Below are 13,065 nucleotides of genomic sequence, written 5' to 3'. Positions count from 1 at the left end.
GATGCTCGAATCGCTCTCCAACAACGTCACGGCCCTTCTGCCGGAGTATGTCCTCACCCTCGTCGGTGTGATCATCATGCTGGTGGAGCCGCTGCTGCCTGCTGGCAAGTCCCGCCGTTCGCTCGGCTGGTTCGCTGTCCTCGGCACGCTCATCACCACCGGCCTCACGCTATGGCAGCTCCACCTGGGCATCCTGAATGCCTTCAGCGACTCCATCCGCGTCGACGCCTACTCGGTCTTCTTCCAGGTCGTCATCTGCTTCGTGGTCGTCGTCTCGCTGCTGTCCTCGCTTGACTTCCTCGACGGCAAGAACAGCCACGCAGGCGAGTACTACGCCCTAAGCTGCTTCGCCGCCGTCGGCATGATGCTCATGTGCTGCTCGACAGAGCTGCTCATGGTCTTCATCGGACTTGAGATCTCATCCATCTCGACGTACATCATGGCGGGCTACCGTAAGACAGAAGCCACCGCGACAGAAAGCTCGCTGAAGTACTTCCTGCTCGGCTCCTTCGCTACGGCATTCTTCCTCTACGGCATCGCCCTGACGTTCGGCGCCACCGGCTCCACCAACATCAACGTTGTGGCCAACGTCATCACCAACACCAACACTCCCGTGCTGGCCATCGTCGCCGTCGCCATGATCATCATCGGCATCGGCTTCAAGGTCTCCGCGGCTCCCTTCCACGTCTGGACCCCGGACGTCTATCAGGGAGCGCCGCCGCCGGTCGTTGGCATGATGTCCACCGCACCCAAGGCCGCAGCCTTCGCTGTCCTTCTGCGCGTCCTGTTCTCGGGCTACGCCATCTACCAGCCGCGCTGGTCCATCCTCATGGCTGTCATCGCCACCCTGTCCATGTGCATCGGCAACCTCGGTGCCCTGCTGCAGCGAGACGTCAAGCGCATGCTGGCATACTCCTCCATCGCACACGCCGGATACCTCATCTGCGCCTTCACCGCGCTGCCCACCGATGGCATCGCAGCCGCCGCGGTGTACTCCGCTGCCTACGCCGCAATGAACGTCGGTGCCTTCACCGTCATCACGCTCATCTCCGGCTACAAGGAAACCGTCCGCACCGGCGAAGACTACACCGGCATGGCACTCCGCCACCCCGTCCTCGGCGCATCACTCAGCTTCTTCCTGCTGTCCATGATCGGCATTCCCTTCACCGGCGGCTTCTTCGCCAAGTTCTACGTCTTCACCGGCGTCCTGCACGCAGGCCACGTGAAGCTCGCCATCATCGGCCTCGCGAACTCCGGCGTCGCCTGCTATTACTACCTGCGCCTGATCATCCGCCTGTACAGCACACCGCAGCCCAACGAACCCACCTCCGGCAGCTTCACCGCCGCAGGTCGTCCGGACACGCTGTTCACAGAAGAGGACGGTCGCCGCTTCCCCGGCTACATTGCTCTCGCTGCCGCCGTCATCGCCACCTTGGTGCTCGGTGTATGGCCCGGACGCTTCGTTGCCACGGCGCGCACAGCAGCCATCGCAACAGCACCCGCAGGCGACGCAACACAGAACACGGTGAACGACCCAGCCGCCCTGCGCTAAGCTGCATAAACACAGCCAACCAGAGATGGAGCGCTTCGGCGCTCCATCTTTCGTTTGTGCTCAGATACGCAGACGACTCGGTCCATGTCGAATGAACCTCACAGACTGATAACGTTAGTTGCGCGCAATCGCGAGGAGAAAGCAATGCTGTCGCTGACAAGACTCACGCTCATCTCCCTGCTGATGCTGCTCTCGTTTTCCGCCACCACACCCGCACAATCAAACACAGCATCGCAACCGTCGCCGATGCCCTCCGATGCAGATCCATCGTTCGACGTCGCCGTCATTAAACCAAGCGACACTTCCGTCCCACGCGGCATGGGCATTCGAAATAACGGACGCCACATCGCCGCATTCAACTTTCCGCTCGGTGAACTCATCGCCTTTTCCTACGGCCTGCACCAGAAGCAAATCATCAACGGTGCGTCGCCCATCTTCGAAACACATTTCGACATTGACGGTGTGCCCGACATCGCAGGTCATCCAAACCTCGCTCAGTCGCGCCTCATGTTTCAGAAGCTGCTCATCTCTCGTTTCAAACTCGCATTCCACTACGAGTCCCGCGTACTCCCCGCCTACGCCATCCAGCTCGCCAACAACGGTCCAAAGCTCATACGAACCACGCGCAAGCCTGGCGACAGCACAGGCTTTTCATACAACTGCCAGATCGTTCTCACAGTCCGCAATGCTTCGCTAACAGACGTAGCCAAAGGCATGCAGGAAGCATTCCTCGACAAGCCCGTGGTCGATCAAACCGGCCTGCAGGACCGATACGACTTCGAGCTCAAATGGCTACCCGACGAATCGCAGAGCTACTGCCCGGTAGACGCAACACACGCTCATTCCAATCCAGACACGCCAACGAGCATCTACACCGCGATGCAGGAGCAGCTCGGACTCAAGCTCGTTCCCACAAAAACTTCGATTCAAGTCATGGTCATCGACCACATCGAAACGCCGTCCGAAAATTAAGCGGCCTGAAGCTAAAGACAAAAACGCGACTCCCATACATCAGGAGTCGCGTTTCGTTCCAAATCACCGGCGAATCTACTCCATCCGAAGCGCCGTCATCGGTTCCACGTTCGCAGCCTTCGCCGCAGGCACCGCACTCGCCACCAGAGCACTCACAATCATCACGCCACACGCCACCAGCAGCGCGCTCACGTTGATGCCCTTCACCTCATACAACTGCGATTGCAGAAAGTGCCCCGCCAGCAGCGCCAGCGGAATCCCCACAGCAACACCAATCGCCGTCTGAATTGCCGCACCGCGCAGGATCAGCCGAACCACATTGCTGCGATCCGCACCCAGCGCCATTCGCACGCCAATCTCCGGAATCCTGCGCTCCACACCATACGCCGTCACACCATACAGTCCAATCGAAGCCAGTAACAGCGCCAGCGTCCCAAAGATCGTCGTCAACCGCACCACCAGCTTCTGTTGCGTGAAGTAGTTGCTCACCTGGTCGTCATACGTCGTCAGCCTCGTCACCGCGATATCCGGATTGATCTGGTTCAGAATCCTCCGAATCGTCGCCGTCGCAATCGAAGGATCACCGTCATATCGAGCAATCAGGTTTGAAGCAAAGTGCTTGAACTGCTCGCCTTTTGTCGCTCGTTCAATCTCCGTCGCAGGAGCATTAATGCCGCTGTAGTCTGACGTCTGGTTCATCGGCGTGAAGAACATCGGCCGCGTCTCTCGTGAAGGATTCCCATACTTCGAATCATCCACCACGCCCACAATCTGAAATTCGCCAGTCATTCTGCGGTCTTCGCCAAACCGTTTGCCAATCGGATACGCGCCCTTCAGCATCTTCTTCACAAACTGCTGGTTCACCACCGCAACATGCGTGGTCGTCACAGAATCATGTTCCGTAAAAGTCCTGCCCAGCATCAGCTTCTGACCCACCGCATCAAAGAAGTGCGGACTCACGGACGAATAGCTCGCATTCAGCTTGTCATCAGGATTGCCGCCTTCCACGGCAACACCCGTGCCCCAGTTGTTGAATGCCATCGGCCCGTAAGTCGCGTACGAAACATCGTGCAAACCAGGAAGCCCCGCGAACGCCTGATCAATCTGCCGATACAAACCATCAAGCTGTTCGTACTTGTATCCCGCTGCGGCCAGATCGATAAACGCAATCACTCTGCCCTTGGTCTCAAAGCGGAAGTTCTGTGACTCCAGCTTGTTCAAACTCATAATCAGCAAACCAGCCGTGCTCAGCAGCGCCACAGACAATGCTGCCTGCAATATGACCAGAGTCTTCTGCAAACCACCACTGTGCCCCGTCGCGCGATTCGCACCACGCAATGCCTCAGCAGGATTCGTACGTGAAGCAATCAGTGCGGGCGCAATTCCAAACAACACACCCGTCAACGTCGACAACACCAACGCAAATCCCAGCACCGGCCACGAAGGCGAAGCGCTCACAGGAACAATCTCCGCGCCGCGCATGGCCAGCGCCAGAATGCCCTTCACGCCAACGTACGCGACCATCAGGCCCAGCGCTCCACCAGTCACCGCCAGCAGCACGGACTCCACAAGCATCTCGCGGATCAAACGATTCCGGCTTGCTCCCAGCGCCGACCGCACACTCAACTCCTGCCGACGCGCCACACCGCGCACCAGCATCAGGTTCGCTAGGTTCGCGCACGCAATCAACAGAACAAAGCCCGCAATCATCTGCAGCATCGTGAGGCTCTTCTCGTAATCGTTGCGCAGATCGTTGACGCCACCACTCGCCGGAGCCAGTTCCGTGGTCTGCTTACGAATCTGTTCCACCGTATCGCGCGACTGCGGATCACGATTCGCCAGCAACCACTGCACCAGCGTCCCACGCATCGCATTCTGAATCTGCGGCACCTTGGTCGCGTCAGGAACACGCACCAGCAAATCCATCCAATGCGAAGCGGGCTGCTTCGAAAGTGCCCGAACCGAAAACACAGCCTCCTGCGCCACCGGGATCCATACACCAACAGGGTCCGCGGAATTACGATCTCCAAAAAATCCATCCGCCGTAATGCCCACAACGGTGATCGCATGTCCCGTCAGAATTAAGGTCTGCCCAACAATGCTCGGGTCTCCATGAAACTTCGTCTGCCACACGGGATAGCTCAACACCGCCACCGGCGCCGCGCCCTCATGGTCATCATCCGGATGAATCAAGCGTCCAGCAAACGGATGCACTCTCAGTACATCGAAATAGTTCCCTGATACCATTCGGATTTCCACGGGCTGCGTGGCCGTCTCATTCGCTCGGTGCGCGGATACCGTGGTTGATCCAGCCTGCACCGCCGCCATGTCCTGCGCTCCCGGCACATGGTCGCGGAAGGTGCGATACAGATCCGTGGAGAAGATACGCCAGTCATCCTGCATCCCGCCATCCACGCAGCACTCAATCTCCTTGCCGACTTTGTAAATCTGCTCGGGATGTTCCACCGGCATGGAACGCAGAATCACCTGGTAGATGAGAGTAAAAATGGCTGTAGTAGCGCCAATGCCCAATGCCAGCGTAAGCAAAGCCGTCGCTGCAAACCCCGGCGAACGCCGCAGTCTCCTGATTCCATACCGCACGTCATCCGCAAAAGCAGCCATCCGTTAACTCTCCCGTTTGAAAGTTAGCTACGCAGGATTACGCCAAAACCGATGACGCCATTTCGCGCCACAAGGAGCCTAACTGTGGAATCCCAAAAGTTAATTTCGTCACTTAGCAATTCGCTCTCAATCACATCCTGAACATTCAGCAAGGATTAAGGCCCGGCACAGCAATCTGAACATGTGATTTCAAGAGCCTTCGTTTCTTCCTCCTGTTCCCTCGCCCTTTTCACTGCGGCCTTAGGCGCATACGCGCAGTCTGGTCCGGCACTCCCGGATGCGCCCTTGTACTCCGCGCCGCAGTCGCAGCAGGGACAAATGTCCGAGCATATCCCCCTCGAAGACCAACCCCACCCTGAGGTCACACTCCTCGGTCTCCCGAAAAGCATGGCCTCTGATGCTGTGCACATCTTCACTTCTCCCGCTTACATCCGCACCCGTGACCTGGCGTGGCTACTCCCACTCGCAGGCGCATCCGGTGCAGCCTTCGCCACCGACACGCACACCATGCGCAATGTCGTCAGTAGCAACCCCTCTCTAAATCAAACCGCCGTCAACGTATCCGACGGTCTGCTGTACACCTCCATCGCCACACCTGTTGGCATGTACGCATGGGGCAAGATCAAAGGCGACGAACGCTCTCGCGAAACCGGCATTCTCGCCTCCCAGGCCTTAGCGGAAGCGTATGCCGTGGGTGAACTCGTTAAGGTCGTCACCTTCCGCGAACGTCCCTACATCGACAACGCAAGAGGCAACTTCTTTTCCGCGCCATCCAAACTGGATTCGTCTTTTGTCTCTGGCCATAGCGTCATCGCATGGTCATCCGCCGCGGTCATCGCAGGCGAATATCACAATCCCTGGGCGCAACTCGGCATCTACACAGCGGCAACCGGCGTCAGCCTCACCCGCGTCCTCGGTCAGCAACACTTTCCATCCGATGTTCTCATCGGTTCCAGCGTGGGCTGGCTCATCGGCCATTACGTCTACCGAGCCCACCACCACGTTCCTCGCAGGAAATAACGCGTCTTCGAAAACAGAAAAGCCCTCGCCGAAGCGAGGGCTTTTCCAAACCGCGATCGCGGCAGGTTGCTTACGCAACCTTGAGGAAGATGATCACGAACGTGAACAGAGCCAGCGATTCGATGAAGGCCAGGCCGAGGATGAGGAACGTGAAGATTGCCGGACGTGCGCCGGGGTTGCGAGCAACAGCCTCAGCAGCCGAAGCGGTCGCCTTGCCCTGTGCCAGGCCGCAAAGACCAGCAGCCAGAGCCATGCCGATACCGGCAGCGATGTAGAACAGGCCCTTCGACGATGCATCAGCACCCGTCTGCGCGAACACCGGCGATGCAATCAGCAGCGTAGCCAGCGTCATAAATACGTACTTCATAACCTTCATGGTCGTACTCCAATATCTCCAAAGTGCCGAATGAGTTGGTGGTTGAGGTTCACCGTGCTGACCCCCTCACGCTTATTCGGATGAAACCCATCGATAGCGGAGACTGCTCCATCGACGTCAAGCTTAGTCACCTGCCAACGCAGGCTCGTTTCTAGTGTTCGTGGCTGACAGCCAGGCTCAGATAAATCGTCGATAGCAGCATGAACACATACGCCTGAATGATCGACACACCAAGGTGAAGTCCCAGGAACACCAGCGGCACACCGATCGGCACCAGCGAGAAGAACGCCAGCGTCACCAGGTCACCCGCAAACATGTTCGCGTAAAGACGAACTGTCAGCGACAGAACACGTGCGCAGTGCGAAACGATTTCGATGATGAACATCAGCGGAGCCAGCCACCACACCGGTCCCAGGAACTGCTTGATGTAGCCAGCGCCGTTCGAACGGATGCCATGGTAGTGGTAGTAGATGAACGTCACCAGTGCAATGCCAAGTGGCACCACCGGGTTCGACGTAGGCGACATCAGTCCCGGAATCAGTCCCAGCAGGTTCATCACCAGGATGAACAGCAGCAGCACTGACAGGTAGCCCACAAACTTTTCGTAGCCGTGGCCCACAATGCTCTCAGCCTGTCCGGAGACAAACTCGTGCACCATCTCAGCCGAGTGAGCAATGCCATTCGGCTTGTCCACGCTCAGGCTGGCCCGCACCGCCACAAAGTATGCAATCAGCAGCAGTCCAACGATGATCTCCATCGCAACTGCATTTGAAATCGGGGCCTCGGGGAAGACCACCTTCACGTGCACTGCACGCAGCAGCGCATCCACCGGACCGGCGAAATGCGCATTCAAAAATCGAGTGAAAACGAGCTGTTCCGGCATGATTCTTTCTTGTCGGCCTGGGCCTTTGAAAACTTTGTCTGAAGCCCCTAAATCGTACCGCTACGCAACAGCCGCAAGCCTTCGATCGTCAGTGCAATTACACCCATCGCAAGACCCGCTGCAAGTGCCAGCGCGGAGCCATTCAGATACTTAAGGCTAACATACAGAACGGCCACGACGACGAATAAACGGAGAAAGAACCCCACCAGCGCGAACCCGATCGAAGGCCTCCGAGCACCCACAATATGCTCGCCCGGCAGCGGCTCCATCTTCGCCGTCAACGCCGCCATCAAACGCCGCCACTCCCACAATCCGCTGCCCGCAATCGCCGCGCCAATCAGCAGCAACAAAGCCGACTTCCAGCCGCCCTTAACCCACGCCGGAATCACACACACGGCCGCCATCACGGCCACAATCTTCACCGCACGCGCAATCACTTCGCGCGCATCCGCGTCCGTAAAACCCGCGGGAATCTCTGTTGGTTCCACTTAGTTGTTGTCCTTCATATACTTCTGCGCGGTCTGGAAGATCTTGATAAACCCGCCAACGGCCCCCACCACGATGCCCACAATCCCGCCATAACGAGTGCCATAGTGATGGTCCACCAACGACCCCAGCAGCCAGCCCACCACGCAGCCAATCGGCAGCGCCAGCGCAAGCTGGATCATGGTTTCGGCTTTCACCAGATCGCCCAGCGCGCCCTTCGGTTTGCCCGGAATGTTGCCGTCTCCGCTCATCGCGACCTCCATTACATCACGCCTCGCGCGTACCCCGCACAACGCGCAAAGTTGCTCACAACCTTCCGTAATCTTTGTGTCCTAACCAGTGACGCAAAGGAGCGTTTCGCATGTCACTCATTCGCACTGCCACCACTGTTTCCCTCGCCCTTGCCGCCATGCTCGCGCTCACCGGCTGCGCCAGCCAGCCGCGTTACGTCGCCGTTGCTCCGCCTCCACCGCCCACATACGGCCCCGGCCCCATCGTCCAGATCGCCCAACAAAACGGCTTCCGCGACGGCCAGCACGACGGCGCTCGAGACCTCGTCCAACGCGCCGCCTACCGCCCGCAATACGACCGTCGCTACGCCACCACTCCCGGCTACGACGGCCGCCTCGGCCCCTACCCCGTCTACCGCGACACCTATCGCAACGCCTACCTCCGCGGCTACAACAGTGGCTTCCGTCGAGCCGAAGGCGCCTACTAACCCCAAAAGTCGTAGCGGCATACGTTGCACCCCGCTTCATACGTCGCTACGATGTTTCCCATGAGTACTGACACACCAAAACCAACCGCACCCCGCGCCACCGGCCTCGGCCCCAAGGCGCAGAAGCTGCAGGCCCTCCGCGAAAAGCTGGAAGCCCAGAAGAACGGCGGCGGCAAGCAGAACTTCAGCCACGGCAACGCTGGCGGCGGCAAGTCCGCATCCGCTGGTTTCAAGAAAACCAGCTTCCAGCGCAAGGCAACGTAGACACTTCGTGCGGTCCTCGACGCGCTCCGCGCGTGTCCTCAACGGCCCGTCACTCGAATACAACACGAAGCATCCCGACGCACTCGACAAAGCCACGAGTGCGTCGTGCTTTTGACTACAGAAACTGGTGCCCCACATCTGGGCATCATGAGATGTGGCCAGCTTCGCAACGCGAAGCTCAAACGAACGAAGTTCGTTCACGCGCCGAGCGCGTCGAGAACGGTACGAATTTATACTGAGCCTCGTAGAGAAAGAGGCTCACCGTTGTTGTTCGCATCCGACTTTGAAGAGCGCCTGTTCAAAGAGCGCCAGGAAAAACTCGACAAGATCGCCGAATTAGGCGCACAAGCAGGCTTGTCGCGGCTCGAAGCCACTTACCCCAACAGCTTCGCCTTCACCCACACCGCGCCGCAGATCATCGGTACCTTCGCCGACACCACAGGCGAACTCCTCGAAGCCGACAAGCCCCACGTCGCCATCGCAGGCCGGGTGATGGCTCATCGCCGCCAGGGCAAGGCAGGCTTCGCAGTTCTGCAGAACAACGGTGCACGCATCCAGATTTACGTCCGCAAAGACGACGTCGGCGAACCCGCATTCGAGCTCTACAAACTCCTCGACCTCGGCGACCACATCGGCGTCACCGGCTTCCTCTTCCGCACACGCACCGGCGAACTCACCGTCCACGTTGAATCGCTCACCTTCCTCTCGAAGGCCATGGTCGCGCTGCCCGACAAGTTCCACGGCCTCACCGACATCGAACTGCGCTACCGCCAGCGCTACGTCGATCTCTTCATGGACACCGGCGAAGACGCCGCTGAACCAGCCACCGAAGAGTCCGTAACGGACAACGAGAACCCCGAAGCCATCGCCGCAGCAACGGCCAGCATGAGGCGCCTCCCCGCACGCGAAGTCTTCGTTAAGCGCGCACAAGTCCTCAAAGCACTCCGCAAGTTCTTCGACGACCGCGGCTACCTCGAAGTCGAAACGCCCATGATGCAGCCCGTCGCAGGCGGCGCAGCAGCACGTCCCTTCGTCACGCACCACAACACGCTCGACATGGAACTCTTCCTGCGCATCGCGCCGGAACTCTATCTCAAGCGCCTCGTGGTCGGCGGCATGGACCGCGTCTACGAGATCAATCGCAACTTCCGCAACGAAGGCATCAGCACCCAGCACAACCCCGAATTCACCATGCTGGAGTTCTACCAGGCCTACGCCAACTACCACGACCTGATGAACCTCACGGAAGAGATCGTCACCTTCGTAGCCAACGAAGTGAACGGCACCACCGTAGTCGACTTCCCTCTACCAAAGGGCCCACGCGCAGGCGAAATGGTCCAGATCGACCTCGGCAAGTGGACCCGCCTATCAATGCGAGAGGCGATTGTTAAGTATTGGCCGGCAGAAGCGACTCCAGCGATTCAAAACATCGATCTAGATAACGCAGCTAGGTTCCTTTATTTCGTAGAGAACGTCCAATTCCCCAGCGACGCAACCTTGGACACACAGAAGCTGAAAAATCTTCGGCATGCTATCGCGGAATCGAAAACGGTATCGGTTTCCGGCGGCAATATCGGCAAGCATATCGCTGCGATCTTTGAAGCCGTTGCCGAAGAGCATCTCGTTCAACCGCACATTATCTACGACTTTCCACTCGCGGTTTCGCCATTAAGCAAGGTGAAACCAAATGACGAAGACTGGACCGAACGTTTCGAGTTCTACATCGGCGGCTTTGAAATCGGCAACGCCTTCTCCGAGTTGAACGACTCAGAAGACCAGCTACGCCGCTTCGAAGATCAGATGACCCAGAAGAACGCAGGCGACGAAGAAGCCAACGACATGGACGAGGACTACGTAAAAGCCCTCCGCTACGGTCTGCCCCCCACCGGCGGCGAAGGCATCGGCATCGACCGCCTCACCATGCTTCTAACCGGCTCGCGCTCCATCCGCGACGTCATCCTCTTCCCCCTCCTACGCCCCTCAAAGAAAGCGCAGGACAAGGAAGACACCAAATAACAACCAACAAAACCAAACAATAAGAAACGGCCTCGCAAGAGGCCGTTTCTGCATTTCAAACTCGCCGAATCTCTAAGCGATATCCACTAACACTTCATCCCCATCCACGCGAACAGGAAACACATCCACATGCCCCTTCTCTTCGGGGCAATTTCCGGTGGTCACCTCAAAACCCCAGGCATGCCAGGGACAGACCACGCGATCCCCTTCCACCCAGCCTTCTCCAAGAGGTCCGCGCCGATGCGGGCACCAGTTATCCATGGCATGCAGCTCTCCGCCAATATTCGCAAGACAAACATCCACACCCTGCGCCTCGTATTGCCCCACCTTACCCGGCTGCGGCACATCTCCCGCCGCACACAAACGAACCCACTGCGCCATCCAATACTCCTACCTCCATCCTAGCGAAGCCGGATGCCAAGCCGAAGAGACCATACAAGCTGTCATATCTATCAGGTGCACCATCACAAGACTCGCTCCAAAATTTCAGAGACACGTCGGAGTGACCATGCACCCGCCTCTACGACACAGAATTCTGCATGTTTGTGCGGCCCTTGCGTGCCTGCTGTCCTGCTTCACACTCAACGCGCAATCACCCGCCGCAAAGCCGAACATCGTCTTCATCCTCGTCGACAATCTTGGCTATGGAGAACTCGGTGTCTACGGAGGTGGCATTCTCCGTGGCGCGCCCACACCACGCATCGACAAGTTAGCAAGCGAAGGTACGCGGCTGCTCAACTTTAACGTCGAAGCCCAATGCACTCCTTCTCGCTCTGCGCTCATGACCGGCCGCTTCTCCATCCGTTCGGGCACATACGCCGTACCGGTTGGAGGTCAGGCCGACGGCCTCACCCTGTGGGAGATCACCATCGCAGAATTGCTCTCCGCCAAAGGCTATGCCACCGGAATGTGGGGCAAATGGCACCTTGGCAGCGACGAGACACGTCTGCCCACACATCAGGGTTTCGACGAGTGGTACGGCATCCCTCGCACCTACGACGAAGCCATGTGGCCCGCACAGAATGAGACACGGGGCATGTGGCCATCCCTAGGCAACAAGCAGGGATGGGATTCGAAGATCGCTCCGCTCGAACCCATCTACGACGCACGGAAAGGTGAACCAGCAAAGAAGGTCGGCGAACTCACACTCGATACCCGCCGCACCATGGAAGCTGAAATCACCAACCACGCCGTTGCCTTTATCAAACGCAACGCGGCTGAACACAAGCCGTTCTACGCGTACATCTCCTCATCCATGGTTCACATGCCAGTCATCCCCAATCCCGAGTTCGCCGGAAAAACCGGCAACGGCGACTGGGCGGATACGTTGGCTGAAATGGACTACCGCACAGGACAAATCCTCGACGCCATCCACGATGCAGGCATTGAGAACAACACGATTGTCGTCTTCGCCAGCGACAACGGCCCCGAAGGTACGGAGCCATGGCAGGGCGACCCCGGCCCATGGCGCGGCACCTACTTCACAGCAATGGAAGCTTCACTGCGCGCGCCCTTCATCATTCGTTGGCCGGGTCATATTCCTTCAGGACGGGTGTCGAATGAGATCGTTCACATCGTGGATATGTACCCCACACTCGCCCGCGTAGCCGGTGCCGATGTCCCCAAAGACCGTCCCATCGACGGCATCGACCAACTCGACTTCTTCCTTGGCAAGCAGGAGAACTCAAACCGCGAAGGCTTCCCCGCCTACGTCGCCGATCGCCTCACCGCAGTCAAGTAGCGCAACTGGAAGATCCACCTCATCTGGCAGGAGCGCATGTACGATCCGCCCATTACGCTTCCTGAGCCAAAAATCATCAATCTCCTCACTGACCTCAAAGAGGAGCACGACGTCGGAGCCAAAGTTTCCTGGGTCGGTATCCCGTTAACCAAAATCCTTGCGGAATGGGAGCAAAGCTTAAAACAATACCCACCCATCAGAATGGGGACGCCTGATCCTTATGTCCCTCCGAAATGAACAAAGACAATATCAGGCAAAAACGCTAAGACTCGAAACGCTGTCAAGCCCCACAACCACCCAACTCCAACAAACCAAAAGAAATACAGTTGGCATGGTATTTCCCATAAACCACTAAAATAGAAACAGAGAGAAAAGGGCTGCGCTTTAGCGCGGCCCTAACTCGTTTAGAAAGACG

At 58.1% G+C, this 13,065-nt stretch carries 13 protein-coding genes; 7 read left to right on the top strand and 6 right to left on the bottom strand.

Going from position 1 to position 13,065, the window contains the following annotated elements; all coding sequences use genetic code 11:
- The first annotated feature begins 1 nt into the window (after position 1).
- Entirely contained in the window at positions 2–1,552 is a 1,551-nt protein-coding gene (locus BLT38_RS06965) for an NADH-quinone oxidoreductase subunit N (RefSeq protein ID WP_083344524.1), read from the top strand.
- A 144-nt stretch (positions 1,553–1,696) separates the two neighbouring features.
- The gene (locus BLT38_RS06960) at positions 1,697–2,524 is read left to right on the top strand and encodes a TIGR03435 family protein (RefSeq protein ID WP_172838174.1); all 828 of its coding nucleotides are present in this window, start codon (positions 1,697–1,699) and stop codon (positions 2,522–2,524) included.
- Positions 2,525–2,599: 75 nt separating this feature from the next.
- Here BLT38_RS06960 and BLT38_RS06955 read toward each other — a convergent pair whose 3' ends face one another.
- Positions 2,600–5,146, bottom strand: a complete 2,547-nt coding sequence (locus BLT38_RS06955; protein ID WP_083344522.1) for an ABC transporter permease — start codon at positions 5,144–5,146, stop codon at positions 2,600–2,602.
- A gap of 318 nt (positions 5,147–5,464) precedes the next feature.
- On the opposite strand from BLT38_RS06955, the gene BLT38_RS06950 reads away from it, so the two are divergent.
- Positions 5,465–6,166, top strand: coding sequence for a phosphatase PAP2 family protein (locus BLT38_RS06950; protein ID WP_083344521.1), 702 nt, complete (start codon positions 5,465–5,467; stop codon positions 6,164–6,166).
- Between the two features lie 70 nt (positions 6,167–6,236).
- Here BLT38_RS06950 and BLT38_RS06945 read toward each other — a convergent pair whose 3' ends face one another.
- The 4 genes from BLT38_RS06945 to BLT38_RS06930 all read right to left on the bottom strand — a co-directional run bounded on the left by BLT38_RS06945 (position 6,237) and on the right by BLT38_RS06930 (position 8,162).
- Complete coding sequence (locus tag BLT38_RS06945) at positions 6,237–6,542, bottom strand: ATP synthase F0 subunit C (protein WP_083344520.1); 306 nt, start codon at positions 6,540–6,542, stop codon at positions 6,237–6,239.
- A 151-nt stretch (positions 6,543–6,693) separates the two neighbouring features.
- Entirely contained in the window at positions 6,694–7,425 is a 732-nt protein-coding gene (gene atpB, locus BLT38_RS06940; protein WP_083344519.1) for a F0F1 ATP synthase subunit A, read from the bottom strand.
- A 47-nt stretch (positions 7,426–7,472) separates the two neighbouring features.
- Positions 7,473–7,913 (bottom strand): ATP synthase subunit I, encoded by a 441-nt coding sequence (locus BLT38_RS06935; RefSeq protein WP_231966798.1) that lies wholly within the window; start codon positions 7,911–7,913, stop codon positions 7,473–7,475.
- The gene (locus tag BLT38_RS06930; RefSeq protein ID WP_083344518.1) at positions 7,914–8,162 is read right to left on the bottom strand and encodes an ATPase; all 249 of its coding nucleotides are present in this window, start codon (positions 8,160–8,162) and stop codon (positions 7,914–7,916) included.
- 110 nt (positions 8,163–8,272) lie between these two features.
- Here BLT38_RS06930 and BLT38_RS06925 point away from each other — a divergent pair, with 110 nt between their 5' ends.
- The 3 genes from BLT38_RS06925 (at position 8,273) to lysS (ending at position 10,909) form a co-directional block, all read left to right on the top strand.
- Positions 8,273–8,629 (top strand): hypothetical protein, encoded by a 357-nt coding sequence (locus BLT38_RS06925; protein ID WP_083344517.1) that lies wholly within the window; start codon positions 8,273–8,275, stop codon positions 8,627–8,629.
- Positions 8,630–8,689: 60 nt separating this feature from the next.
- Positions 8,690–8,893 (top strand): hypothetical protein, encoded by a 204-nt coding sequence (locus BLT38_RS06920; RefSeq protein ID WP_156785042.1) that lies wholly within the window; start codon positions 8,690–8,692, stop codon positions 8,891–8,893.
- A 267-nt stretch (positions 8,894–9,160) separates the two neighbouring features.
- A complete protein-coding gene (gene lysS / locus BLT38_RS06915; RefSeq protein ID WP_083346961.1) occupies positions 9,161–10,909 on the top strand; it encodes a lysine--tRNA ligase in 1,749 nt (582 codons plus the stop codon).
- Positions 10,910–10,981: 72 nt separating this feature from the next.
- Here the strand turns inward: lysS and BLT38_RS06910 are convergent, their stop codons facing one another.
- Positions 10,982–11,290 carry a Rieske (2Fe-2S) protein gene (locus BLT38_RS06910; RefSeq protein WP_083344516.1) on the bottom strand — a complete coding sequence of 103 codons (309 nt, stop codon included), beginning with the start codon at positions 11,288–11,290 and terminating at the stop codon, positions 10,982–10,984.
- A gap of 127 nt (positions 11,291–11,417) precedes the next feature.
- Here BLT38_RS06910 and BLT38_RS06905 point away from each other — a divergent pair, with 127 nt between their 5' ends.
- A complete protein-coding gene (locus tag BLT38_RS06905; protein ID WP_197674947.1) occupies positions 11,418–12,650 on the top strand; it encodes an arylsulfatase in 1,233 nt (410 codons plus the stop codon).
- The last annotated feature ends 415 nt before the right edge of the window (positions 12,651–13,065 follow it).

Source organism: Terriglobus roseus, from assembly GCF_900102185.1.
GTDB classification, from domain to species: domain Bacteria; phylum Acidobacteriota; class Terriglobia; order Terriglobales; family Acidobacteriaceae; genus Terriglobus; species Terriglobus roseus_A.
Note: the sequence above shows the minus strand (reverse complement) of the source record. Positions and strands in the feature narration are given on the sequence as shown.

Coding starts and splice junctions, on each gene's coding strand:
- BLT38_RS06910 (WP_083344516.1), bottom strand. CDS start 11,290: ATGGCGCAGTGGGTTCGTTTGTGTGCGGCGGGAGATGTGCCGCAGCCG.
- BLT38_RS06930 (WP_083344518.1), bottom strand. CDS start 8,162: ATGAGCGGAGACGGCAACATTCCGGGCAAACCGAAGGGCGCGCTGGGC.
- BLT38_RS06905 (WP_197674947.1), top strand. CDS start 11,418: ATGCACCCGCCTCTACGACACAGAATTCTGCATGTTTGTGCGGCCCTT.
- BLT38_RS06950 (WP_083344521.1), top strand. CDS start 5,465: ATGTCCGAGCATATCCCCCTCGAAGACCAACCCCACCCTGAGGTCACA.
- BLT38_RS06920 (WP_156785042.1), top strand. CDS start 8,690: ATGAGTACTGACACACCAAAACCAACCGCACCCCGCGCCACCGGCCTC.
- BLT38_RS06955 (WP_083344522.1), bottom strand. CDS start 5,146: ATGGCTGCTTTTGCGGATGACGTGCGGTATGGAATCAGGAGACTGCGG.
- BLT38_RS06960 (WP_172838174.1), top strand. CDS start 1,697: ATGCTGTCGCTGACAAGACTCACGCTCATCTCCCTGCTGATGCTGCTC.
- BLT38_RS06945 (WP_083344520.1), bottom strand. CDS start 6,542: ATGAAGGTTATGAAGTACGTATTTATGACGCTGGCTACGCTGCTGATT.
- atpB (WP_083344519.1), bottom strand. CDS start 7,425: ATGCCGGAACAGCTCGTTTTCACTCGATTTTTGAATGCGCATTTCGCC.
- BLT38_RS06925 (WP_083344517.1), top strand. CDS start 8,273: ATGTCACTCATTCGCACTGCCACCACTGTTTCCCTCGCCCTTGCCGCC.
- BLT38_RS06965 (WP_083344524.1), top strand. CDS start 2: ATGCTCGAATCGCTCTCCAACAACGTCACGGCCCTTCTGCCGGAGTAT.